Origin of the sequence: Paucibacter sp. M5-1 (assembly GCF_027498415.2) — a bacterium.
Lineage (GTDB): Bacteria > Pseudomonadota > Gammaproteobacteria > Burkholderiales > Burkholderiaceae_C > Roseateles_E.
Map to the genome: position 1 here is coordinate 3,484,971 of NZ_JAPZLM020000001.1, position 20,916 is coordinate 3,505,886.

Here is a 20,916-nt window from a genome sequence, read left to right on the forward strand (position 1 = left end):
CGCTGGTGGGATGGCGGATCTGTGCGGGGGTCAGGTCTTGATGAGGGAACTCATGCGACGGAACACTCCTGCTACCGTCTAAGCGGCATTTCGATAGAGGCTGGCGGTGCCGCCGGTCGGCTGCACCAGCAGCTGGATCTGAGCGCCGAATCTCTGGATATCCTCGTAGGTCGCCACGAGCTCGAAGCTTGCGCGCCCACGGCTCTCCGGCCGCTGACGCTCATACGTTCCATCGCCCAGCTCCAAGCGAACCCCGATCTCGCCAGTAATGCCAACCGGGTAGATCCGGATGCCGACCAGCACGTCCTTCAGTCGGGTTGGCGAGCAGCTGGAATCCCAATACCCTCCTTCGAGTCGCAGTTCCGTGCCCGGGAGCAGCGGGAAGCACGATTGCAGCTTGGCACCGAAGGCCCGGACTTCCCACTCATGAAACCAAGCCGACCCGGCGCCGGAAAAGTTCTCACACCGGGCCGAGGCGAACAGCTCACCCGTGCCATCCGTGTCGGGTTCGAATCGAAGCTTGAGGTGGTGGGTCATCATGGCGGATCGTAGGAAAGCGGCCGGAACAGTAGCCACGCTGATGGGGTCATGCCTTGACTCTAGGCCTTTGATTCAAGACCTGAACCCTTGCTCCTGCTCGCTGACTATCTGCTTCAGCTGATCAGCAATTGCCTGAGTACCAGTGGTTTGGCTGAAACTGGAATTTGATTGCGCCGCCTTCCGCAGGCAAAAATGAGAAGTAGATGTCGTCGTCCATGCGTTTGACCCAGACACCCTGCCAGGAACTACCTCGTTCGACCTTTGCCTCAAATTCGCGGCCGGCGAAGCGCACCGTGGCTGACGATCCAGAGACCAAGTAACTCAGCTTGTAGCTCACCCCCGCTTTGACGATCTGGCGGTCAAAAGTTTCCAGGTTTCCAAGGCATGTATGGTCTACGAATTGGGCATTCGCCGTGCCTGAGCACAAGGCACCTACGGCAACGAGTGCGATCCTTCTGATCTTTGCATGGTTCAAGCGAGCGCTCCTTGGCAGGCTGACTCCCGACAATCAACGTTTACCTGCCCCCGCACAGCTTTGCCAATCATTGGGAACTTGATCGAAGCGAGCAACTTCATGCACATCATTATGGGCGGCCTGTTGTGTTGGGAAGCAGAGGAGATGACCGCAGAGCCCTCTCGCAGGCACAACCTCGCATGCCGCCCTACCCCGCCTCCCCCGCCCTCCCCAGCAGCAGCTCCCGCTCCCGTCCATTCCTCGTCAGTCCCGCCGCGCGCTCGAACTCGGCGCGGGCCTCGGCGCCGCGTCCCAGCTTGGCGAGCAGGTCGCCGCGCACGCTGGGCAGCCAGTGGTAGCCCTGCAGCTGCGGGTCGGCGGCGAGCGTGTTGACCAGCTCCAGCGCGGCGGCGGGGCCAAGGCCGGGGCCCTGGCCCATGCCGACCGCGACAGCGCGGTTCAGCGCCACCACCGGCGAGGGCATCAGCTGGTGCAGCGCGTCGTAGAGCGCGACGATCTGGGCCCAGTCGGTGTCCTCGGGGCGGGCCGCGCGGGCATGGCAGGCGGCGATCGCGGCCTGCAGGCCGTAAGGGCCTAGCGCCGCGCCGGGGCCGGCGGCGCGCTGCAGCGCGGCCAAGCCGCGGCGTATCAGCAAGCGGTCCCAGCGGCTGCGGTCCTGGGCCATCAGCAGCACCGGCCGGCCTTGCGCATCGGTGCGGGCATGGGTGCGCGAAGCCTGGATCTCCATCAGCGCCACCAGACCATGCACCTCGGGCTCATCGGGTGCCAGCCCGGCCAGCACCCGACCCAGGCGCAGCGCCTCCTCGCACAGCGCCGGGCGCATCCAGTCGTCGCCGGCGGTGGCCGAGTAGCCCTCGTTGAAGATCAGGTAGATCACCTCCAGCACCGAGGCCAGGCGCTCGGCGCGGGCCGGGCCGGCCGGCGGCACCTCGAAGGGCACGCGCGCCGCCGTCAGGCTGCGCTTGGCGCGCACGATGCGCTGGGCCACCGTGGTCTCGGCGGTCAGGAAGGCGCGCGCGATCTCGTCGGTGGACAGGCCACCCAGCAGGCGCAGGGTCAGTGCCACCCGCGCCTCGGTCGAGAGCAGCGGATGGCAGGCGGTGAAGATCAGTCTCAGCAAGTCGTCGCCGATATCGTCCTGGCGGGCGGCGTCGAGCGCGTCGACGAAATCGGGTTCGACATGCTGCTGCAGCGCTTCCAGGTCCAGTCCGATCTCCTCATGTTTGCGCTCGTGCAGCGCATGCTCGCGCAGGCGGTCGAGCGCGCGGCGCTTGGCCGTCGTGGTCAGCCAGGCGCCGGGCTTGTCGGGCAGGCCGTCGACGGGCCAATGCTCCAGCGCGGCCACCAGCGCGTCCTGGGCCAGTTCCTCGGCCAGGCCCACATCGCGCACCATGCGGGCCACGACCGCGATGATCTTGGCCGACTCGATGCGCCAGACCGCATCGATGGCGCGATGGATCTCGCTGCGCTCAGGCATCTTGGGCGGGATTGGCGGCGGCGCTGGCGTCCATGAACATCAGCTCCCAGGCATGGCCGTCCAGGTCCTCGAAGCCATGGGAGTACATAAAGCCATGGTCCTGCGGCGGGCGCGGCACGGTGGCGCCGGCGGCCACCGCCTTGGCGACCAGCGCATCGACCTGGGCCCGGCTGTCGCAGGACAGGCAGGTCAGCACCTCGGTGCTCTGGTGAGCATCGACGAGGGTCTTGGCCGTGAAGCCCTTGAAGAAGTCCTCGACCAGCAGCATCGCATAGAGGTTCTCGCCCAGCACCAGGGCCGCGGCCTGATCATTGGTGAACTGGCTGTTGAACTCATAGCCGATGGCGCGGAAGAAGGCCTGCGAACGCGCCATGTCCTTGATCGGCAGATTGACGAAGATTTGCTTGTGCATGATGGGGTCTCCCCGGATGGTTTGTGTGCTTGGTGGGTGGGTGGGTGATTCAGTGCTGCTCGGCCAGGCTTTTCAGGTTCGCCAGCCCGTCCTCGAAGTCCTGGCCGATCATCCGGTCCATGCTGATGAAGACGCCGATCAGCTTGGAGACAAAGGGCGAGGGGCCTTGCATGGCCCAGCTCACCTGGGTGGCGCCGCCCTCGGGCCTGAGCCTGAACTCCACCTGGTTGTGGGCCTCGAAGGGCTTGACGAAGTCCAGCTTCATGGCGACCCGGCTGGGCGCGGCCACCTCGGTGATCTCCATGCTGCCGACACCGACCTTGTCGCTCTCCCAGCCATAACGAGCGCCAGGGCCGGCGGTGACGGCGCTGTACTGGCCCTTGATGGCTGGGTCCTTCTTCTCGTAGGGGTTCCAGCGGTTGAAGCCCTTCAGATCATGGATCAGCGCATAGATCTTCTCGGGCGGCGCCTGAATGCGGGTGCTGCGCTCAACACGAAAGCTGTCGGGGCGAGTAGCGGCATAGATCAGCAGCAGGGCCAGGGCGGCGACGATGACGAGGGCAATGGTCTTGATCATTGGATGTTTTCCCTGAAGTTTGATGTTAACGATGTGACTCAGTTCTTGTAGGGCGGCAGCTCGCGGAAGCGGTCCACGGAGGCCTGGTCCTCGAAGTCCTCCAGCTCGTAGAGCCGGCGCACCTCGATCTCGCAGAGCTGGTCGCGAAAGGGCGCCGGAAAGCGCCGCGCCCATTCCATCGCCTCTTCGCGCGAGCGCACCTGGATCAGCGTGTAGCCGGCGATCAGCTCCTTGGTTTCGGCGAAGGGGCCGTCGATCAGCAGCCGCTGGCCACGCTGGTGGCGGATGCGCCAGCCTTCGCTGCTGGGCCTGAGCCCGTTGGCGTCGAGCAGCACGCCGGCCTGGGCCAGCTGCTCGTGGAAGGCGGCCATCTCGGCCATCAGCCCGTCCTCGGGCGGCGGCATCACGCCGGCTTCGCTCTGGGCCGTGGCCCGGACGATGATCATGTAACGCATGGTGTTCTCCTTGGCTGGGTGGAGCGTTTCGTCGGCCCCTGCATGCACGACGAAGCAGATCGGACGAAATCGACAAGGCCATCGAAACCAGGGGTTTTCACCGAAGCGGTTGACGATCGGAAATCATGAAACATATGATGTTGCATGACTAGAGACAGCCGCCTCTCCGCCGTTCTGCATGTGCTCTTGCACCTGGCCGAAATGGACGGCCCCGCCACCTCCGAAACGCTGGCCAAGGCGATGGGCAGCAACCCGGTGGTGGTGCGCCGGCTGCTGGGCGGCTTGCGCGAGGCCGGCTTTGTCGCCTCGGAGAAAGGCCATGGCGGCGGCTGGTCGCTGGCCTGCCGGCTGACCGACATCAGCCTGCGCGATGTGCACGAGGCGCTGGGCGCACCGACCCTGCTGGCCATTGGCCACCGCTCGGAGCACCCTGACTGCCTGGTCGAGAAGGCCGTCAATGCGGCTCTGGGCAGCGCCTTCACCGAGGCCGAGGCCTTGCTGCTGGCGCGGCTGGGGGGCGTCAGCCTGGCCCAGCTGTCCGCCGATTTCCATCAACGCCTGAAATCCCACCGGGGCACGGCCCATCAACATCACCATGACCATGACTTTTGATGCGCTGGTCATCGGCGGCAGCTTCGCCGGCCTGTCCGCCGCAATGCAGATCGCGCGCGGGCGCCGTCGGGTCTGCGTCGTCGACGCCGGCGCGCCACGCAACCGCTTTGCCAGCGCCTCGCACGGCTTCTTCGGTCAGGACGGCGAGGCCCCATTGGCAATGATCGCGAACGCGCGCGAGAAGCTGCTGGCCTACCCCAATGTGCGCTTCATCCAGGGGCTGGCCGTCGGCGCGGCGGCCGAGGCTGGCGGCGGCGGCTTCTCGGTGGTGCTGGACACCGGCGAGGCGCTGCTCGCGCGCAAGCTGGTGCTGGCCTGCGGCATCGTCGACCGCCTGCCCGATGGCATCCCGGGCCTGCACGAGCGCTGGGGCCGGACCGTGCTGCACTGCCCCTATTGCCATGGTTACGAGTTCGACGGCCGCCCGCTGGGCGTGCTGTGGCTCGGGCCGATGTCGGCGCACCAGGCCCAGCTGATTCCCGAGTGGGGCCCGACCACCCTGTTGCTGAACGGCCGCGAAGCTGAGCTCGATGGCGAGATGCGGGCCCAGCTGCTGGCGCGCGGTGTCAGTCTGGAGCCGGCGCCGCTGGCCGGCATGGAGGACGGCGGCGTGCGTCTGCGCCACGGCCGGCTGATCGAGATCGCGGCCCTGTATCTGGCCAGCCGCACCGAGATGGCCAGCCCGCTGGCCGAGCAGCTGGGCTGCGAATTCGACGCTGGCCCCTTCGGTCCGGTGATACGCACCGACGCCTTCAAGCAGACCACGGTGGCCGGCGTCTACGCGGCCGGCGATGCCGCGCGTGTGCCGCACAACGCCACTTTCGCCTCGGCCGACGGCGTGATGGCCGGGGCCTCGGTGCATCAAGCGCTGGTGTTCGGGCCGCCGGTCTGAGGGCGGCGGTTCGGCCCAACCGCGCGGGCTGCGGCCGGGCCTTCGTCGGGCGCCGCCGAGTCCGCAGGGACTCGCCGTGACTCAGCCCAGCCGCACGAGACGCGTCTGGGCCTTCGTCGGGCGTCAGTGAGTCCGCAGGGACTCGCCTCGGTCCCGACTCAGTCCTCGTAGCAGGGGGCGATGCGGCGGACCTCGACGCTCGCCCACTGGGCAGCCGGGCATTCGGCGGCGATGGCCAGCGCCTCCTCGCGGCTTTGGCAGTTCAGCAGGAAATAGCCGCCCACCAGTTCCTTGGCCTCGGCAAATGGCCCGTCGGTCAGCACCCGCCGGCCCTCGCGCATCTGCAGGCGCACGCCGGAGGTGGCCAGCGAATTGGCGCCCACCAGCAGACCCTTGGCCTGCAGATCGGCGCCGAAGCGCCCCATCTGCTCACAGGCATCACGGCCCGCGTCAAGACCGCGCTCCGCGCGCTGGCCGGTGGGTTCAACGATCAAAAGCAAGTAGGACATGGGATCTCCCTGATCTTTGTGAACCACGCCATTGTGCAGAAATACCCCGGCTAACGCAGCGGTGGCAGCCGCCGCTGCACCGGGGTGGATTTGACCAGCGCACTATTGGTCTCGGCACAGTCGGCAAAGGGCTCCAGCACCTGGTCCAGATGCTGGATCGAACGCAGGACCAGGCGGGCGACAAAACAGTCCTCGCCGGTGATCTTGTCGCATTCGATGCATTCGGGCGTCTGCAGCAGCAGGGCCTCGACATCGCGCAGCCGGCCCGGCACTGGGCGCAGCCGCACCAGGGCCTGCAGCGGGTAGCCCAGGCGCTGCAGATCGAGCCCGGCCGCATAGCCCCGTATCACGTCCTCGCTTTCGAGCCGGCGCACCCGCTCGGTGACGCTGGGCGCCGACAGGCCCAGCCGCCGTGCCAGTTCGCTGATGGGCAAGCGGCCCTCGTCGGCCAGCAGGGCGAGGATGCGGGCGTCCAAAGCATCGACCACAGGATTGAAGGCAGGCATCGAAAATCTCTTGGTTTTTGAAGGCTGGTGAGCGTTTTTTCTCAGATAAGCCTACGTGAATTTCGGGAGCAAGCCAAGAAAATTGGGCGATGAAACTCAGCACGCAACAGCTCGGCAGCCTGCAGATGGTCGCTGCCATGGCGATCTCCGGCACGATCGGCGCCTTTGTCTTCGAGTCGGGCCAAAGCCCTTTCAATGTGGTGTTCTTTCGCTGCCTGTTCGGTGCCCTGTGCCTGGCGGCCTGGTGCGCCGCGACCGGCCTGCTGCGGCGCCGCCACTTCACGCGCCGCATGCTGGGGCTGTCGGCGCTGGGCGGGGTCTTCATCGTCTTCAACTGGGTGCTGCTGTTCGCGGCTTTCCACCACGCCTCGATATCGATCGCCACCGCGGTCTACAACACCCAGCCCTTCATGCTGGTCGGCCTGGGTGTGCTGCTGCTGGGCGAGCGGGTCGACGCCGCCAAGCTGGCCTGGATCGCGCTGGCCTTTGTCGGCCTGCTGCTGCTGGTCGGCATCGGGCCGCTGAGCCAGGGCGGCGCCAGCCTGCTTGGCTTCGCGATGGCGCTGGGTGCGGCCCTGCTCTACGCCTTCGCGGCCCTGGTGATCAAGCGCCTGGCCGGCGTGCCGCCGCAGCTGATCGCGCTGGTGCAGGTGAGCCTGGGCACGCTGTTGCTGCTGCCGCTGGCCGACTTCGGCGCGCTGCCGGCGCCGCAGCAGTCTCCGGCGCCCTGGCTATGGTTGCTGGGCATGGGGGTGCTGCACACCGGGCTGATGTACATCCTGCTCTATTCGGCCATCCAGCGCCTGCCAACCACGCGGGTTGCTGTGCTGAGCTTCATCTACCCGGCCATTGCCTTGGCCATCGATCACGGCTTCTACGGCCAGCAGCTGGGCTTGCAGCAATGGCTGGGTGTGGCGCTGATCGCGCTGGGCAATCTGGGCGTGAATCTGGGTCTGGGCTGGCGCCGCGCGCAACTCAGCGGCTGAGGCCCCGCGCCGCGATCGGCCAGACGGCCTCGACCCGTCCGGCGCGCAGCACGACGATCTCGTCGTGCAGATTCAAGGTGGGGTCGCAATGGCCGGGCACCAGCAGCAGCTGGCGGCCCAGCGCCGGCCGGGGCACGCTCGCATCGGCGAGCTGCACGAGGCCATGCTCGTCATTGGCCGAGACATAGGCCAGCCCGGCCTCGCCCCAGAGCGTGGGCAGACCGGAGTCCAGCGCCAGCGACTTCAGTCCGGCGTCGACCACCACACGATCGCCGCAGCCCTGGCTCATCACCGTGGTGGCGACAAACAGGCTGTGCTCGAAGCGCAGCGCCTGGCCGTAGTCGTTGCGCCCGTAGTCGCCGTCCATGAAGACATAGGAGCCCGGCTGCAGCTCGGTGTAGACACCCGAGTGCAGATCGAACTCGGCGCTGCCCGTGCCACCGCCGGTCACGGTCTCGCAGCGCACGCCGGCCCGTGCCAGCGCCGCGACGACCGCAGCCGTGCGCGCCGCCGCAGCGGCCACCGCCTCGCGCCGCTCGGCATGGCCGCGCAGATGCTGGAGCGCACCGTGATAGGCCTGCAGGCCCCTGAAGTGCAGCTGCGGATGGGCGGTGATCACCTCGACCAGGCCCAGCACGGCCGGCGCCTCGGCAGCGACGCCGCAGCGGTTCTGGCCGATATTGATCTCGACGAAGACATCGAGCCGGCTGCCGGCCTCGGCCGTGGCTGCGGCCAGCGCCGCGACCTGCTCGGCGTGGTCGACACAGACGCTGAGCCGGCCCTGCAGCGCCAGCCGGGCCAGCAGCGCGGTCTTGGCGGCGCCGACCACTTCGTTGCTGATGTGGATGTCGCTGATGCCGGCCTGCAGAAAAGGGATCGCCTCGCTGACCTTCTGGCAGCAGATGCCTACCGCGCCGCGCGCGAGCTGGGCCTGGGCGATGGCCGGGCATTTGTGCGCCTTGGCATGGGGGCGCAAGGCCAGGCCGGCGGCCGCGGCAGCGGCCTGCATGCGATCGAGATTGCGCTCGAAGGCGTCCAGGTCGAGGATCAGGGCCGGCGTGTCGACGGCCGACAGCAGGTCGCCGGGTCGTGCAGCGGGAGGCAGGGCAAGAGTCATGGCAGGTCTTTTTGTGGCGACCGGTCGATTTTGCTTGGCTCCCGCCGTCGTGCAGATGCCAAGCCCTCTTTTCTAGGAGAACCGAGATGAGTTATGTCGATGGATTCCTGCTCGCCGTGCCCACCGCCAAGCGCGAGGCCTACCGTGAACTTGCCGCCACGGCGGCCCAGGTCTTCAAGGACCATGGCGCCTTGTCGGTGGTCGAATGCTGGGGCGACGATGTGCCCGAGGGCAAGCTCACCTCCTTCACGATGGCCGTGCAGCGCAAGGAGGACGAGAGCGTGGTGTTCTCGTGGATAGTCTGGCCCTCGCGCGGCATGCGCGACGAGGGCATGAAGAACGCGATGGCCGATCCGCGCATGGATATGGATCCGGCCGCGATGCCTTTTGATGGCCAGCGCATGATTTTTGGCGGCTTCGAGGTGCTCGTCGAAGCCTGATCGGGCGCTCAGGCGCCGGCCGGGAAGTCGGTCGAGGCGGCCAGCGCTTGCCACTCGGCCGTCTCCTGCTCGACAAAGGCATTCTTGGCGCGGATCGTCTGCAGCGTATCGCTGCCCAGCGGCAAGCGCAGTGGCGGGCGCGAAGTCTCGACCAGCAGGATCAGGGCCTGGGCCAGGCGCTGCGGATCACCGGGCTGGTTCAGGCTGATGCGCTTGGCCGCCTCGCGCACCTGGCCGGCGCTGGCCGCATAGTCCTCCAACACCTTGGGCGACACGGCCAGCGACTGGCTCTCCAGAAAGTCGGTGCGGAAATAGCCCGGCTCGACCACCGTGGCATGGATGCCCAGCGGCGCCAGTTCGGCGTGCAGCGCCTCGGTCAGGCCTTCGACCGCAAACTTGGTCGAGCAGTAGACACCGAAGCCGGCCGCCGACTGGTAGCCGCCCAGCGAGGAGATATTGATCAGATGGCCGCTGCGGCGCGAACGCATGCTTGGCAGCACCGCCCGCGTGACGTTCAACAGACCGAACACATTGGTCTCGTAGAGACGCCGCACCTCGTCGCCGCTCGCCTCCTCCACCGCGCCGAGCAGGCCATAGCCGGCGTTGTTGACCAGCACATCGAGGCGGCCGAAATGGGCCAGCGCTGTTTCGACCGCATGGGCGGCATCGGCCTCGCGGGTCACATCCAGCGGCAGGGCCAGCAGCCCGGCCTGGGCACCGAAGCGCTGGTGCAGCGCGGCGCTGTCGCGCGCGGTCGCGACGACCGCGTCACCATGGGCCAGCACGGCCTCGACGAGGCGGGCACCGATGCCGCGCGAGGCGCCGGTGATCATCCAGACACGCTTGAAAGAAGGGGAGGAGCTCATGGTCGTTTCCTTGCAGAAAAGTGATGGGGTGAGCTCAATGTAGGTTTTCGATTGCGCGCCAACTAGCCCACAATCTCGTCATTGATCCGCAAGTTAATCATGACAATTGGAGGGCTTGCATGGCATTCAACGAACTGCGCGCCGTCGCCACCTTCATCAAGGCCGTCGAGCTGGGCAGCCTGCGACAGGCCGCCACATCGCAGGGCATCACGCCGCAAGCGGCCAGCTTGTCGCTGAGCCAGTTGGAAACGCATCTGGGGGTGCGGTTGATCCACCGGACGACGCGCAGCCTGAGCCTGACCGAGGAGGGCCGCGCCTTTCTGGAAGCCGCTCAACCGGGTCTGGCGACGCTGCAACGCGCACTGCACGGTGCACGGCGCGGCCGCGACGAGATCGCTGGACCGCTGCGCATCGCGGCGCCGCGCTCCATCATGCTGCCGATGCTGTGGCCGGTGCTGGAGGAGTTCTGCCGGCGCTACCCCGAGGTCGAGCCCGATGTGCAACTGGATGATCGCATCGGCAACTGGGTCGAGGACCGCATCGATGTCGGTTTTCGAGCCGGCAGCCCGCCGGCCGAGGGCGTCGTGGCGCGACGGCTGCTGCCGATCCAGCTGATCGTCTGCGCCGCACCCCGCTATCTGCAGCGCCATGGCGCGCCGTCCAGCATCGACGAGTTGCTGTCCTCACAGCATCGCTGCAGCGGCTTTCGCCACCCGGCCACCGGCAAGCTGATGAGCTGGGACTTCAAGGTCGGTGATGAGATTGTTTCGCGCACGATTCCGGCGCGGCTGTGCACCAACGATGTCGAGCTGGAAGAGAAAGCCGTGCTGGCCGGCGAATTCATCGGCCAGCTGGTCGGCGTCAGCGCCGCGCCGCTGATACGCGCCGGCCTGCTGGTGCCGCTGCTGATCGACCATGTAGCCGAGCATCTGGGCTTGTATGCCTATTACGGCAGCCGGCTCGCGCAGCCGGCCCGGGTGCGCGCCTTCATCGATCTCGCGGTGGAGCGGTTGGCCGGCAACCGCGAGTTCTTCCTGACGGCGCAGGAACTGCGCCAGCACGGGGCGGGGCAGAGGCGGCGGTCGAAGAAGCCCGGCTGATGCCGACCCAGCTACTGGGCCGTGTGGCAGGCCACGCCGAGCTTGTTGCCCTCGGTGTCGCGGAAATAGGCGCCGTAGTAGTGCGGGTGGTAATCGGGCCGCAGGCCTGGCGGGCCCTCACAGCGGCCGCCCAGTCGCAGCGCCAGCGCATGGGCGGCATCCACAACGGCTCGATCAGCGGCCAGAAAAGCCGGCATCTGGCCATTGCCCGGCAGATGGGCCTGGCCGTCATGGGGCCGGCCGATCAGGAATAGCGGGCGGCCGTTGGCGATTCCCGGCGTCTGCCAGCCGGCCCAGGGACGGCCGTGATCGCAAAAGCGCGGCGGCAAGCCCAGGCAGGCCATCAGCGGCGTGTAGAAGGCCAGAGCGCGTTCGAAGTCGCTGACACCGACAAAGACGTGGGAAAACATCGACGAGCTCCCGGTGGCCGAATGGAGGGACGGACCTCTGGATGCTACTGGCGGATCTCGGGCTCGACGAGTTGGGCCAGCAGGGTCAGCGACTCCTGCCAACCCAGATAGCAGGCCTCGGCCGGAATCTGAGCCGGTATGCCCTGCTGCTCGATATGAACTTCGGTGCCGCAGAACACCGCCTTCAGCGTCACGGTGGTGCGCATCTCGCCGGGCAGGTTCAGCGCCGCATCGAAGACGGCTGTATAGCTCAGCCGCTCATGCGGAACCAACTCCAGATAGCGGCCCCCGAAGCCATGGCTTTGCTGGGTCGTCAGATTGGTGAAGGACATGCGGTAGCTGCCGCCGACCCGCGGATCCATCTCGTGGACCGTGCCGGTGAAGCCATGCGGGGGCAGCCATTTGCTGAACGCCGCCGCATCGAGGAAGGCGCGGTAGATGCGCTCGGCCGGCGCGCGCAGCACGCGGTGCAGACGGATGGTGGTCGTGCTCATGGGGATGTTTCTCCTTTGCTTGAGGCGGTTTGGAGGATGTCTCCGTTCAGACGACGTCCGACCGGCCCCCGGATCGACCAGCGAGCCGCGCCCGGATGCGACTCAGCGCCACCGGGGTCACACGCACATAGCTGGCGATATCGCGCTGGCGCAGCTGCGCAGCCAGCTCGGGGCGCTCGCGCAGAAAACCCAGATAGCGCTGCTCGGGCGACAGGGTCAGCAGCTCCATCTCACGCCTCTCCTTGCGCTGGCCGTAAATCTTGAAGGCCTGGCTGAGCGCACGCTGCCAGCCGAGATGGCGCTCGGCCAGCCGCTGGATCTGGCGATAGTCGATCTGCTCGACCAGACAGGCCGACTCGGCATAGGCCGAGTAGCTGGTGCGTGCCTGCTCGCCCTCTTCAAGCGCGGTGAGGCTGGCAAAACAGGTGCTGGCCTCGGCGAAGCCCTTGATCCAGCCCTCACCGCCCGATGTCTCGTAAACCATCTTGATCACGCCCGACAACACGGCAAAGACCTGGGGCCGTTGCTCGCCGGCCAGAAACAGCGGCTCGCCGGGGGCCAGTCGCAAGCGCCGGGTCGCGCCCTCCAGCAGATCCCGCTCGGGCAGCGGCGAGGTCGCCAGGCGGCAGAACAGGTCGAAGCCGGACAAGGCCGCAGCGGGGTCGTTCATGTCTCTCGATCACTTGTTGAGCAGTTAACCCAGGTTATCGCAAGCGGGGCCATGGGTCGGCAGACTGGCCGCCTCATTTCCTTACAGATCGATGCGATGCGAGTGCTGCTGCTTCCCCCTTTTGTCTTTCTGATGCTGGCCGGCCTGATGTGGGCCGCGCATGTCTGCGCCCCGTTGGGCCTGTGGTTGCCACGGCCGCTGAACTGGGCCGGGCTCGGCCTGATCGCCCTGGGTCTGGGTCTGGCCCAGTGGCATGCCCGGCTGTTCCGCCGGATCGGCACCAATATCAACACCTTCGGAGAACCGGACCGGCTGACCACCGAAGGCCTGTTCCGCCGCAGCCGCAACCCCATGTATCTGGGGCTGCTGATCGCACTGCTGGGCCTGGCCCTGACCCTGGGTTCGCTGTCGCCGCTATTCGGGCCGCTGAGCTTCTTCGCACTGGCGCAGTGCTGGTACATCCCGCTGGAAGAGCGGGCGATGGCAGCGAAGTTCGGGGCGGAGTACGCGCGGTATCGGCAGGCGGTAAGGCGCTGGTGCTGAGCCGTCCGATCTCCGGGGCCGCCGTCCCGGCGCCCTGACCGCCGTTCATCCGGCCTTGCCATAGAGCACGGTGCTGTGGCCCTTCCCAAGGCTTTTCATCGTGGCATGACGCTGAAGCGGTGGGCCCGAAGGGACTCGCTCAGGCGCCGGCGCGCGCTGCGGCCAGCAGGGCTTGCAGCGCGCCGAGCAGCACATCGGTGGCCTCCTCGGCGCTGAGCAGGGCCGAGCTGACGAAGGCGCCGTTGACCAGCAGCGCCAGCTGGGCGGCCAGCGGATCGGGGCGCGCCACGCCCAGCCGCCGAGCGATGTCCTGCAGCCGACCGCGCAGCGCCAGCATATGGCGCTGCGCGACCTGGCGGGCCGGGTGATCCTGCTCGGCGAATTCGGCGGCCACATTGATCTGCGGGCAGCCGCGGTAATTGGCGCGGGCCAGGCGTTCGCCGATCCAGCGCATATGGGCGGCCAGCTCGCCGGCGGGGTCGTCGGCATGCTGCGCGGCCACGCTGTCCCACAACGCCCAGAACTCCAGATCCTCGCGCTCCAGAAAGGCGACGATCAGATCGTCCTTGGTCGGGAAATAGCGGTACAGGCTGGTCTTGGCCACCGCCGCCTCCTGCACGACCAGATCGACGCCGACGGCACGCACGCCGCGCCGATAGAACAGCGTGGACGCGGTGTCGAGGATGCGGTCGCGCACGTCCGGCACCGGCTCGATGGCGACACCGCCTGCGGCCTTCGCCGCACGTTTGACGGCCGCACCGGCCATGGGATTTCGCGGGGGACGGGGGGTTGTTGTGCTGCGCATGCTTGACATGATACAGACCTGTCTGTAATCATTGAAGAACAGACAGGTCTGTATCTACTGAAAGGTCATCATGCAAACATCCACGAGCAATCCCTCTTCTGCCACCGCCATCGCCGTCTACGGTGCCAGCGGCACTACCGGTCGGTTCGTCGTTGATGAAGCCCTGCGCCGCGGGCTGAACGTGGTCGCGGTCGGTCGCAATGCCGCACGGCTGGCGGAGATGTTTGCGTCGGCGGCCGTGACCCACCGGGTCGCAGCGCTCGACGACGCCGCCAGTCTTGAACAGGCTTTTGCCGGCTGCGCCGTGGTGATCAACTGCGTCGGGCCCTTTCTCGACACCGCCGGGCCGGTGGCCCGGGCCGCATTGCGCGCCGGCTGCCATTACATCGATGTGACGGCCGAACAGGGCAGTGCCCAGGCCAGCTTTGCCGAGCTCGACGCACCGGCGCGCGCCGCTGGCCGGGTCGTGATCCCGGCGGCCGGCTTCTATGGCGGCCTGGCCGACCTGCTGGCCAGCGCGATGGCCTCGGCCGGCGCGATCGATGAGATCACCGTGGCGATAGGGCTTGACCGCTGGTGGCCCACCCATGGCACGCGCGAGACCGGCGAGCGCAACAAGCTGCCCCGCCTGGTGGTCAAGCAAGGCCGGCTTGCGCCGCTGGTGCCGGCGGCCGAGCCACAGGACTGGCGCTTCGGGGCGCCGCTGGGCCGCTTGCCCATGGTCGAGCTGCCGTTCAGCGAGATCATCACGCTCAGCCATCATCTGGAGATCGGTGCGATCCGCTCCCTGCTCAACCGCTCGGCGCTAGAGGACATCCGCGATGCCACGACGCCGCCGCCCACCGCGGTGGACGACAGCGGCCGTTCGGCTCAGCGCTTCGAGCTGCAGCTGGAGCTGCTGCAAAACGGTGTCAGCAAGAAGGCCGGCGTGCGCGGGCAGGACATCTATGCCGTGACCGCCCCCATCGTCATCGACGCGGCCCGGCGCCTGCTGGCGCCCTCGTATCGGCACAGCGGCGCGCTGGCGCTGGCTGAGGCGGTGGATCCGGCGGACATGCTGCGCACCCTGCACGCGCAGCGGGCGCTGGAAGTGTTCGGGCAGGTGTTCGGCGACGCTGCCGACCTCTTCAGGCCGTGACCCAGACCTTGCGCACGGTCTCCAGGGTGCGCCAGGTGCCGGTGTAGCCGGGCTTCATGATGAAGCAGTCGCCGGCCTTGTAGATGACCGGCGGGTGGCCGTCCTCGGTGATCTCGACCCGGCCGGACAGGATCAGGCAGAACTCCCAGGTTTCGCCCTTGATCGAACGGTTGACGCCCGGCGTGGCCTCGAACACGCCGGCGCGCACCTTGCCGTCCTTGGCGCTGTCGACATCCCAGCTGCGGCAGACGATATCGCCCTCGATGACACGGTCGGCCGGCGGCCGGTATTCATGCGCCTCGCCGAGTTGGTCGAAGTTGAAGGGAACGAGCAGATGGTTTGACATGAAGGACGGCGGCTCTTGGCCAAGGGTCAGCGGAGACCTTCATGCTATGCAGAGACCGTCCTCGGTCGCTGCCGAAGTCGGTGCCCGCGACGGTGGCATCTGCGTGATTGGCGTGGGCTGGCAGTGCATTGTTCTGCGGCGGCACAGACGGGCCTCTACTTCTTGGGCCGCCGCGCCGTAGCCAATGGTTTCACCGCAGCGACCGCCTCCCAAGGATTGAGCAGCGCCACTCCTTGCAGCAACTCGAAGTCCGCGACATTGCGCGTGACGACATTCATGCCATGGACAAGGGCGGTCGCGGCAATCAAGGCATCGCGCTCGGATCGGCGGTCGGGCACATGCAGGCGGGCGCAACGCTGCGCCACCGCCAGATCAACCGCCAGCACTCGTCCTGCAAAAGCCGGCAAGACCTGTCCCTCCAGCCAGGCTCGCAGCAGCGCCCCCTGCGCGGCGTCGCGTCGCTCGATCTGCAGCACGCCTATTTCCAGCTCAAGCACCGTGATCGCCGAGATGAACAGACTGCCGGCCGGCACGCCGGCGGCCCAGCTCAGCACATGCTTGTCGGCCTTGCCTGACTTGGCCTTGCGCAGCTCGGAGACAACGTTGGTGTCGAGAACAAACATCAGGTGGACAGCTCGGCCGGGCGAAACAGCTCGCCGGCACGCGGCGGATCGAAGGACAGATCCTCAGCACCCGCCACCTCGGGCATCGCCAGCATGTCGACGATGCTGCTGGCGTCCGGTCCGCCGACCAACTGCCGGTAATGCTGGATGCTCAGCAGCACATGGGCGGGTCGACCTCGGTCGGTGATAAAGACCGGGCCCTGCTTCGCCGCCTTCTTGGCGGCGCTGGAGTCCTGGTTGAACTCGCGGCTGGAGAGGGTGGTGGTGGTCATGACAGCTCCTCGGGCGACATCTCCACATTGTAGTTACGTTTCTACATTTATGCAGCCACCCGAGGACAGGGCGGCCCGCCGGCCTCTTGTGTTCCACTCCCCAAGTGCCCGATACAAAAACTCTCCCCACCCCCGCGCCGGCCGCCCAACTCCCGCCGGCCACGATGCAACTCCCGAACCCGCGCCATGCGGCCCGCCTGCCGGCCGACATCGATCCCGAGCAATGGCAGCGCATCCGCCAGGCGGCCTATCAGCTGCCGCAGGTACTGACACCTGGTGATTTCGATGGCGAGACCGGCCATGAGGATCAGCTCGACAAGCTGGGCCTGATCCAGATCCAGAAGGCCACCAAGGCCAGCAGCGGCGCGCGGCCCAGCCGCTGGATCGCGCCGCGCCTGATCGCCTCGGCGCTGGCCCATCTCGATGTGATCGGCACCGCGCCGACGGTGCGCGCGCTGATGCAGCAGCGCACGGCCCAGATCGAGACCGCGCTGGGCCTGAGCCGCGAAGGCCAGCGCTGGAGCCGGCTGTGCAAGCTGGTGCTCAAGCTCGCCGAGCCGGGCTGGCAGATCCCCGTCAGCTACCGCGCCGAAATCGCCGATGACGCGCCGATCTGGGACTTCTACCGCAGCGGCGATCTGCATGCGCTGAAGGCCGCGATCGGCCAGATGCCGGCCTACGCCCATGCGGCCGAGCTGCAAGCGCATCTGGAGAATCTTTATCTGCGCAGCGAGTCGGGCCACCCGGAACACCTGGACACGCTGCTGCCGCGCCTGCAGTCGGAGTGCGCGACGCCGCAGTCCTTCGAGACCCTGAAAGCTGGCTGCACGCGAGCGCAGGACCGCTGGGAACACCGCGTCGCCGAGCTCAATGCGCTGGCCGGCCTGAACCAGGACCTGGCCTTTCAGGGCTATCCCGACACCTTCGACATCGCGCGGCGCATGCAGCGCACCGTGACGCTCTATGTCGGTGCGCCCAATAGCGGCAAGACCTATGCGGCCTTTGAGCGCCTGGCCCAGGCCCAGCAGGGGGCCTATCTGGCGCCGCTGCGCCTGCTGGCGCTGGAAGGGCGCGACCGGCTGGTGGGTCGTGGCGTACCCTGCTCGCTGCTGACCGGCGAGGAGAATGTGCCGGCCGAGAACTCGCGCGTGGTCTCCAGCACCATCGAGATGGTCAACACCAACAAGCCCATCGACGTCGCGGTGATCGACGAGGCGCAGATGCTGTTCGATCTGTACCGCGGCTGGGCCTGGACCCAGGCCATCGTCGCGGTGCCGGCCAATGAGCTGATCATCATCTGCAGCGCCTATGCGGTGCCGGCCATCGAAAGCCTCTTGGGCCTGTGCGGCGAGCGCTGCACGGTGCGCCATTTCGAGCGCAAGCAAGAGGTGCAGTTGTTGCCGGCACCGGTGCCGATCACGGCGCTCAAGCATGGCGACGCGGTAGTGGCCTTCAGCCGCCGCGAGGTGCTGATGCTGCGCGACCAGATCGGCGCGGCCGGCCATCCGGTCTCGGTGATCTACGGCGCGCTGCCGCCCGAGGTGCGACGCCGCGAAGCCGAGCGCTTTGCCAATGGCGCGACCCATATCCTGGTGGCCACCGATGCGATCGGCATGGGGCTGAACCTGCCGATCCGCCGCGTGCTGTTCAGCACGATGACGAAGTTCGATGGCCAGGGCGACCGCACGCTGGAGGTCACCGAGGTGCACCAGATCGCCGGCCGGGCCGGGCGTTACGGCATGCATGACGAGGGCTTTGTCGGCGTACTGCGCGAGGCCGAGCCGACGGCGGCGCGCACGCTGAAGGAGCTGCTGCCCAAGAGCCCGCGCGCGCCGCGCGACTTCAAGGCCGCAGTGGCGCCGAACTGGTGGCATATCGACACCATCGCGCAGCGCCTGGGACTGAAGAAGCTGCATGCGGTGCTGATGGTCTTCATGGACCAGCTGCTGCTGGACAACGCCCATTTCGAGGTGGCCGAGCTGGAGCAGATGCTGGCGCTGGCTGAGCAGCTGGACCGCGCGGCCGGTGGCCTGCCGCTGAAGGCCCGCTTCATCTATGCGCAGGCTCCGGTGGACAGTCGCACCGACAGCCAGGTGCAAGAGTATCTGGACTGGGCCAGCCGCCACGCGCTGACCGGCACGGTCGGCGCGCCCTGGTTCCTCGACGATGTCGACGAGCACAGCCGGCTCGACCGCATGGAACAGGCGCTGCGCTCCTGCACGCTGTGGCTGTGGCTGGACCTGCGCTTCCCGGGCGTCTACGGCCATGTGGCGGCCGTCGGGGATCTGCGCAGCCGGCTCAACGACGGCATCGAGCGCCATCTGAAGGGCAAGAAGCCGCTGTGGCAGACGCGCGGCCGGCGCTGAGCCACCGTTCGACAGCGCACAGACGGGCCGGTGTGGACCGGCATACAAGCGAGTTCTCGTCCACTATTGAGGACTCATCATGAGCAAGATCAAGGCCCTGTTGCTCGCCTGCGCCGTCGCCGCTCAGGCGCTCGCGCCGCTCAGCCTCGTCCAGGCCCAGGGCAACAGCCGTGGTGATCACGGCAAGCGCGGGGATGATCGCCAAAGCGAGCGCCGGCATGACCAGCGCCATGAGCAACGCAACGCCCAGGAGCAGCGCCGCGATCAGGCTCAGCAGCAGTATCAGCAGTCGCGCCGCGATGGCCCGCCCCGCTGGGACAGTCGCGACGGCCGCGACTACTGGAACGGCAAGTACGCGAACCGCGGCCGCGGTGCCGGCCCCGATCACAGCTTCTACAAGGGCAACCGGCTGCCGCCCGCCTATCACCAGCGCCGCTATGTGGTGGACGACTGGCGCAGCCACCAGCTGCGCGCACCGCCGCGCGGCTACCACTGGGTGCAGAGCGGCGGCGACTACCTGCTGGTGGCCATTGCCACCGGCGTGATCCTGCAACTACTGCTGAGCAACTGAGCCCGTCCTCTAGACTCCGGGGGCCACCCCCGGGAGTTCATCATCGCCATCACCGTTCACCACCTCAACAACTCGCGCTCGCAGCGCGTGCTGTGGCTGCTCGAAGAGCTGGGCCTGCCCTACGAAATCAAGCACTACCAGCGCGACAAGGCGACGATGCTGGCGCCGCCCGAACTGCGCGCGGTGCACCCGCTGGGCAAGTCGCCGGTGATCAGCGATGGCGAGCTGGTGGTGGCAGAGTCCGGCGCCATCCTCGAATACCTGGTCGATCGCTACGGTCAGGGCCGGTTCAAGCCCGCGGCCGACAGCGCCGAGGCGCTGCGCTACCGCTACTGGATGCATTACGCCGAGGGCTCGGCGATGCCGCCGCTGCTGATGAAGCTGATCTTCGACCGCATCGAGCGCTCGCCCATGCCCTTCTTCGCCAAGCCGATTGCCAAGGGCATCGCGTCCAAGGTCAAGGCCGGCTTCATCCAGCCAGCGATCAAGAGTCATCTGGACTTTATGGAGGCCGAGCTGGCCAAGAGCCCTTGGTTCGCTGGCGCCGAGTTCACGGCTGCCGATGTACAGCTCAGTTTTCCGCTGGAGGCGGCCGCCTCGCGCGGCGGGCTGGCGGCGGACCGGCCGCGGCTGACGGACTTCCTGAAACGCATCCATGCGCGCCCCGCCTACCAGCGCGCGCTGGAGCGCGGCGGTCCTTACGCGCTGTTGAGCTGAGGCCATGGGCCGCCAGGTGCACGGCCCTCGCTCAGTTCGGCACCTGGTCGCTCGGATACTTCCAGAAGTCGCGCAGCAGATAGCTGATCGGCAGATTCAGCGCCGTCTGCTTCGGCGGTATCGGCTGCTGGAACCAGCGCTCATAGAGGGCATGGGCCTCGCGGCTGGCAATCAGACGCTTCATCTCGGCGTCGACGACGCGCTTGAGCTCGGCGTCCTCGCGCGACATCATCACCGCCAGCGGTTCGATGGTGAGGAACTTGCCCACCACCTCCAGGCCCTTGGGATTCTTGCTGCCGGCGATCAGGCCATAGAGCAGCACATCGTCCATCACGAAACCGTCGGCCTCGCCCTTTTCGACCATCTCGAAAGCGCGCCCATGGTCGGGCGCCTCCAGAACCTGGATGCCCAGCAGGCGGTCACGATTGACGGCCTGGATCTCCTTGAAGCTGGTCGTACCCTTGGTGGACACCAGCCGGCGCTTGGCGAAATCGCTGAGCTCCTTGATGCCCGAATCGGCGCGCACCAGATAGCGCGAGCCGGTGATGTAGTGCGGCACGGTGAACGCCACCTTCTCGCGCCGCTCGGCGTTGTTGGTGGTCGAGCCGCATTCCAGGTCGGCACGGCCCTCGGCGATCACCGCGATGCGATCGCTGGAGCTGACCTGCACATAGTCGGTGGCCAGACTCTTGAGTTGCAGATGCTTGCGCAAGGCCTCGCCAAGCCGGTGGCAGAGGTCCAGCGCATAGCCGACCGGCCGACGCTGCGCATCCAGATAGGAAAAAGGTACCGAAGACTCGCGGTGCGCCAGCACGATGCGGCCGCTGGATTTGATGCGCTCCAGCGTCGGCCCGGCCTGCGCCGAGCCGGGCTGCAGCGCGGGCTGGATCAGCAGCAAGGTCAGCAGCAGCGCGAGGGCGGGGCGCCCTTGACGGAATGCTTGGCTTTTCATCGTGTTCACCGCTCGGTTCTTTCGGATGGGCGGGAATATAGGCCC

28 protein-coding genes are annotated in these 20,916 nt (G+C 67.3%); 10 read left to right on the forward strand and 18 right to left on the reverse strand.

The genetic code is table 11. The features are described from left to right. Positions 1–78: 78 nt before the first annotated feature. The 6 genes from O5M90_RS16280 to O5M90_RS16305 form a co-directional block, all read right to left on the reverse strand. Positions 79–540, reverse strand: a complete 462-nt coding sequence (locus tag O5M90_RS16280; protein ID WP_440402180.1) for a hypothetical protein — start codon at positions 538–540, stop codon at positions 79–81. Positions 541–661: 121 nt separating this feature from the next. Continuing rightward, positions 662–1,015, reverse strand: coding sequence for a hypothetical protein (locus O5M90_RS16285; protein WP_269839572.1), 354 nt, complete (start codon positions 1,013–1,015; stop codon positions 662–664). A 187-nt stretch (positions 1,016–1,202) separates the two neighbouring features. Beyond that, complete coding sequence (locus tag O5M90_RS16290; protein WP_262972245.1) at positions 1,203–2,492, reverse strand: RNA polymerase sigma factor; 1,290 nt, start codon at positions 2,490–2,492, stop codon at positions 1,203–1,205. Next, entirely contained in the window at positions 2,485–2,904 is a 420-nt protein-coding gene (locus O5M90_RS16295; RefSeq protein ID WP_137945326.1) for a VOC family protein, read from the reverse strand. Before O5M90_RS16295 ends, O5M90_RS16290 begins: the two co-directional genes overlap by 8 nt. A 49-nt stretch (positions 2,905–2,953) precedes the next feature. Then, the gene (locus O5M90_RS16300; RefSeq protein WP_262972244.1) at positions 2,954–3,481 is read right to left on the reverse strand and encodes an SRPBCC family protein; all 528 of its coding nucleotides are present in this window, start codon (positions 3,479–3,481) and stop codon (positions 2,954–2,956) included. Between the two features lie 38 nt (positions 3,482–3,519). Then, positions 3,520–3,936, reverse strand: coding sequence for a YciI family protein (locus O5M90_RS16305; RefSeq protein ID WP_262972243.1), 417 nt, complete (start codon positions 3,934–3,936; stop codon positions 3,520–3,522). A 144-nt stretch (positions 3,937–4,080) separates the two neighbouring features. On the opposite strand from O5M90_RS16305, the gene O5M90_RS16310 reads away from it, so the two are divergent. Together O5M90_RS16310 and O5M90_RS16315 are read left to right on the forward strand one after the other, a co-directional pair. Beyond that, positions 4,081–4,548 carry an Rrf2 family transcriptional regulator gene (locus tag O5M90_RS16310; RefSeq protein ID WP_269839573.1) on the forward strand — a complete coding sequence of 156 codons (468 nt, stop codon included), beginning with the start codon at positions 4,081–4,083 and terminating at the stop codon, positions 4,546–4,548. After that, on the forward strand, positions 4,538–5,440 hold the full coding sequence (locus tag O5M90_RS16315) for an NAD(P)/FAD-dependent oxidoreductase (protein ID WP_269840089.1): 903 nt from the start codon (positions 4,538–4,540) through the stop codon (positions 5,438–5,440). The genes O5M90_RS16310 and O5M90_RS16315 overlap by 11 nt, the downstream gene beginning before the upstream one ends. 158 nt (positions 5,441–5,598) lie before the next feature. On the opposite strand, the gene O5M90_RS16320 is transcribed toward O5M90_RS16315, so the two are convergent. After that, positions 5,599–5,949 carry a YciI family protein gene (locus O5M90_RS16320; RefSeq protein ID WP_269839574.1) on the reverse strand — a complete coding sequence of 117 codons (351 nt, stop codon included), beginning with the start codon at positions 5,947–5,949 and terminating at the stop codon, positions 5,599–5,601. Positions 5,950–5,999: 50 nt separating this feature from the next. Next, positions 6,000–6,455 (reverse strand): Lrp/AsnC family transcriptional regulator, encoded by a 456-nt coding sequence (locus O5M90_RS16325; RefSeq protein ID WP_269839575.1) that lies wholly within the window; start codon positions 6,453–6,455, stop codon positions 6,000–6,002. Between the two features lie 89 nt (positions 6,456–6,544). On the opposite strand from O5M90_RS16325, the gene O5M90_RS16330 reads away from it, so the two are divergent. Next, positions 6,545–7,441, forward strand: a complete 897-nt coding sequence (locus O5M90_RS16330) for a DMT family transporter (RefSeq protein ID WP_269839576.1) — start codon at positions 6,545–6,547, stop codon at positions 7,439–7,441. Here O5M90_RS16330 and O5M90_RS16335 read toward each other — a convergent pair. After that, on the reverse strand, positions 7,431–8,558 hold the full coding sequence (locus O5M90_RS16335) for a DSD1 family PLP-dependent enzyme (protein WP_269839577.1): 1,128 nt from the start codon (positions 8,556–8,558) through the stop codon (positions 7,431–7,433). The two genes, O5M90_RS16330 and O5M90_RS16335, sit on opposite strands and share 11 nt — an antisense overlap. Positions 8,559–8,644: 86 nt before the next feature. On the opposite strand from O5M90_RS16335, the gene O5M90_RS16340 reads away from it, so the two are divergent. After that, positions 8,645–8,998 (forward strand): DUF1428 domain-containing protein, encoded by a 354-nt coding sequence (locus O5M90_RS16340; protein WP_269839578.1) that lies wholly within the window; start codon positions 8,645–8,647, stop codon positions 8,996–8,998. 8 nt (positions 8,999–9,006) lie between these two features. On the opposite strand, the gene O5M90_RS16345 is transcribed toward O5M90_RS16340, so the two are convergent. After that, positions 9,007–9,864, reverse strand: a complete 858-nt coding sequence (locus O5M90_RS16345; protein WP_269839579.1) for an oxidoreductase — start codon at positions 9,862–9,864, stop codon at positions 9,007–9,009. A gap of 119 nt (positions 9,865–9,983) precedes the next feature. On the opposite strand from O5M90_RS16345, the gene O5M90_RS16350 reads away from it, so the two are divergent. Further along, the gene (locus tag O5M90_RS16350; RefSeq protein ID WP_269839580.1) at positions 9,984–10,964 is read left to right on the forward strand and encodes a LysR family transcriptional regulator; all 981 of its coding nucleotides are present in this window, start codon (positions 9,984–9,986) and stop codon (positions 10,962–10,964) included. An 11-nt stretch (positions 10,965–10,975) separates the two neighbouring features. Here O5M90_RS16350 and O5M90_RS16355 read toward each other — a convergent pair whose 3' ends face one another. From O5M90_RS16355 to O5M90_RS16365, 3 genes are read right to left on the reverse strand one after another with little or no spacing between them, the layout of a single operon-like run. Beyond that, positions 10,976–11,374: a VOC family protein gene (locus O5M90_RS16355; protein ID WP_269839581.1), complete on the reverse strand. Its 399-nt coding sequence runs from the start codon at positions 11,372–11,374 to the stop codon at positions 10,976–10,978. A gap of 44 nt (positions 11,375–11,418) precedes the next feature. After that, positions 11,419–11,868: an SRPBCC family protein gene (locus O5M90_RS16360; protein WP_269839582.1), complete on the reverse strand. Its 450-nt coding sequence runs from the start codon at positions 11,866–11,868 to the stop codon at positions 11,419–11,421. 46 nt (positions 11,869–11,914) lie between these two features. Then, positions 11,915–12,538, reverse strand: coding sequence for a Crp/Fnr family transcriptional regulator (locus tag O5M90_RS16365; protein ID WP_269839583.1), 624 nt, complete (start codon positions 12,536–12,538; stop codon positions 11,915–11,917). Positions 12,539–12,634: 96 nt separating this feature from the next. Between O5M90_RS16365 and O5M90_RS16370 the strand changes: the two genes are divergently transcribed. Continuing rightward, positions 12,635–13,081 (forward strand): methyltransferase family protein, encoded by a 447-nt coding sequence (locus O5M90_RS16370; protein WP_269839584.1) that lies wholly within the window; start codon positions 12,635–12,637, stop codon positions 13,079–13,081. A gap of 139 nt (positions 13,082–13,220) precedes the next feature. Here the strand turns inward: O5M90_RS16370 and O5M90_RS16375 are convergent, their stop codons facing one another. Next, positions 13,221–13,847: a TetR/AcrR family transcriptional regulator gene (locus O5M90_RS16375; RefSeq protein ID WP_269839585.1), complete on the reverse strand. Its 627-nt coding sequence runs from the start codon at positions 13,845–13,847 to the stop codon at positions 13,221–13,223. 109 nt (positions 13,848–13,956) lie between these two features. Between O5M90_RS16375 and O5M90_RS16380 the strand changes: the two genes are divergently transcribed. Next, a complete protein-coding gene (locus tag O5M90_RS16380; protein ID WP_269839586.1) occupies positions 13,957–15,024 on the forward strand; it encodes a saccharopine dehydrogenase family protein in 1,068 nt (355 codons plus the stop codon). Here the strand turns inward: O5M90_RS16380 and O5M90_RS16385 are convergent. The 3 genes from O5M90_RS16385 to O5M90_RS16395 all read right to left on the reverse strand — a co-directional run bounded on the left by O5M90_RS16385 (position 15,014) and on the right by O5M90_RS16395 (position 16,265). Next, entirely contained in the window at positions 15,014–15,370 is a 357-nt protein-coding gene (locus tag O5M90_RS16385; RefSeq protein ID WP_137945341.1) for a cupin domain-containing protein, read from the reverse strand. The two genes, O5M90_RS16380 and O5M90_RS16385, sit on opposite strands and share 11 nt — an antisense overlap. Positions 15,371–15,525: 155 nt before the next feature. After that, positions 15,526–15,996, reverse strand: a complete 471-nt coding sequence (locus O5M90_RS16390; RefSeq protein WP_137945342.1) for a type II toxin-antitoxin system VapC family toxin — start codon at positions 15,994–15,996, stop codon at positions 15,526–15,528. Further along, positions 15,993–16,265, reverse strand: coding sequence for a type II toxin-antitoxin system Phd/YefM family antitoxin (locus O5M90_RS16395; protein ID WP_137945343.1), 273 nt, complete (start codon positions 16,263–16,265; stop codon positions 15,993–15,995). Before O5M90_RS16395 ends, O5M90_RS16390 begins: the two co-directional genes overlap by 4 nt. Positions 16,266–16,429: 164 nt before the next feature. Between O5M90_RS16395 and O5M90_RS16400 the strand changes: the two genes are divergently transcribed. From O5M90_RS16400 to O5M90_RS16410, 3 genes are all read left to right on the forward strand, one after another. After that, positions 16,430–18,631 (forward strand): helicase-related protein, encoded by a 2,202-nt coding sequence (locus tag O5M90_RS16400; protein WP_269839587.1) that lies wholly within the window; start codon positions 16,430–16,432, stop codon positions 18,629–18,631. Between the two features lie 79 nt (positions 18,632–18,710). Then, a complete protein-coding gene (locus tag O5M90_RS16405) occupies positions 18,711–19,202 on the forward strand; it encodes an RcnB family protein (protein WP_269839588.1) in 492 nt (163 codons plus the stop codon). A 48-nt stretch (positions 19,203–19,250) separates the two neighbouring features. Further along, positions 19,251–19,919, forward strand: a complete 669-nt coding sequence (locus O5M90_RS16410; protein ID WP_269840090.1) for a glutathione S-transferase — start codon at positions 19,251–19,253, stop codon at positions 19,917–19,919. A 31-nt stretch (positions 19,920–19,950) separates the two neighbouring features. On the opposite strand, the gene O5M90_RS16415 is transcribed toward O5M90_RS16410, so the two are convergent. Beyond that, on the reverse strand, positions 19,951–20,871 hold the full coding sequence (locus tag O5M90_RS16415; protein WP_269839589.1) for an amino acid ABC transporter substrate-binding protein: 921 nt from the start codon (positions 20,869–20,871) through the stop codon (positions 19,951–19,953). Positions 20,872–20,916 lie beyond the last annotated feature (45 nt).

Bases quoted from the DNA above. Each gene is read 5' to 3' on its own strand.
- O5M90_RS16280 (WP_440402180.1), bottom strand. From the start codon at position 540: ATGATGACCCACCACCTCAAGCTTCGATTCGAACCCGACACGGATGGC.
- O5M90_RS16290 (WP_262972245.1), bottom strand. From the start codon at position 2,492: ATGCCTGAGCGCAGCGAGATCCATCGCGCCATCGATGCGGTCTGGCGC.
- O5M90_RS16295 (WP_137945326.1), bottom strand. From the start codon at position 2,904: ATGCACAAGCAAATCTTCGTCAATCTGCCGATCAAGGACATGGCGCGT.
- O5M90_RS16300 (WP_262972244.1), bottom strand. From the start codon at position 3,481: ATGATCAAGACCATTGCCCTCGTCATCGTCGCCGCCCTGGCCCTGCTG.
- O5M90_RS16305 (WP_262972243.1), bottom strand. From the start codon at position 3,936: ATGCGTTACATGATCATCGTCCGGGCCACGGCCCAGAGCGAAGCCGGC.
- O5M90_RS16310 (WP_269839573.1), top strand. From the start codon at position 4,081: ATGACTAGAGACAGCCGCCTCTCCGCCGTTCTGCATGTGCTCTTGCAC.
- O5M90_RS16315 (WP_269840089.1), top strand. From the start codon at position 4,538: ATGACTTTTGATGCGCTGGTCATCGGCGGCAGCTTCGCCGGCCTGTCC.
- O5M90_RS16320 (WP_269839574.1), bottom strand. From the start codon at position 5,949: ATGTCCTACTTGCTTTTGATCGTTGAACCCACCGGCCAGCGCGCGGAG.
- O5M90_RS16325 (WP_269839575.1), bottom strand. From the start codon at position 6,455: ATGCCTGCCTTCAATCCTGTGGTCGATGCTTTGGACGCCCGCATCCTC.
- O5M90_RS16330 (WP_269839576.1), top strand. From the start codon at position 6,545: ATGAAACTCAGCACGCAACAGCTCGGCAGCCTGCAGATGGTCGCTGCC.
- O5M90_RS16335 (WP_269839577.1), bottom strand. From the start codon at position 8,558: ATGACTCTTGCCCTGCCTCCCGCTGCACGACCCGGCGACCTGCTGTCG.
- O5M90_RS16340 (WP_269839578.1), top strand. From the start codon at position 8,645: ATGAGTTATGTCGATGGATTCCTGCTCGCCGTGCCCACCGCCAAGCGC.
- O5M90_RS16345 (WP_269839579.1), bottom strand. From the start codon at position 9,864: ATGAGCTCCTCCCCTTCTTTCAAGCGTGTCTGGATGATCACCGGCGCC.
- O5M90_RS16350 (WP_269839580.1), top strand. From the start codon at position 9,984: ATGGCATTCAACGAACTGCGCGCCGTCGCCACCTTCATCAAGGCCGTC.
- O5M90_RS16355 (WP_269839581.1), bottom strand. From the start codon at position 11,374: ATGTTTTCCCACGTCTTTGTCGGTGTCAGCGACTTCGAACGCGCTCTG.
- O5M90_RS16360 (WP_269839582.1), bottom strand. From the start codon at position 11,868: ATGAGCACGACCACCATCCGTCTGCACCGCGTGCTGCGCGCGCCGGCC.
- O5M90_RS16365 (WP_269839583.1), bottom strand. From the start codon at position 12,538: ATGAACGACCCCGCTGCGGCCTTGTCCGGCTTCGACCTGTTCTGCCGC.
- O5M90_RS16370 (WP_269839584.1), top strand. From the start codon at position 12,635: ATGCGAGTGCTGCTGCTTCCCCCTTTTGTCTTTCTGATGCTGGCCGGC.
- O5M90_RS16375 (WP_269839585.1), bottom strand. From the start codon at position 13,847: ATGGCCGGTGCGGCCGTCAAACGTGCGGCGAAGGCCGCAGGCGGTGTC.
- O5M90_RS16380 (WP_269839586.1), top strand. From the start codon at position 13,957: ATGCAAACATCCACGAGCAATCCCTCTTCTGCCACCGCCATCGCCGTC.
- O5M90_RS16385 (WP_137945341.1), bottom strand. From the start codon at position 15,370: ATGTCAAACCATCTGCTCGTTCCCTTCAACTTCGACCAACTCGGCGAG.
- O5M90_RS16395 (WP_137945343.1), bottom strand. From the start codon at position 16,265: ATGACCACCACCACCCTCTCCAGCCGCGAGTTCAACCAGGACTCCAGC.
- O5M90_RS16400 (WP_269839587.1), top strand. From the start codon at position 16,430: ATGCAACTCCCGAACCCGCGCCATGCGGCCCGCCTGCCGGCCGACATC.
- O5M90_RS16405 (WP_269839588.1), top strand. From the start codon at position 18,711: ATGAGCAAGATCAAGGCCCTGTTGCTCGCCTGCGCCGTCGCCGCTCAG.
- O5M90_RS16415 (WP_269839589.1), bottom strand. From the start codon at position 20,871: ATGAAAAGCCAAGCATTCCGTCAAGGGCGCCCCGCCCTCGCGCTGCTG.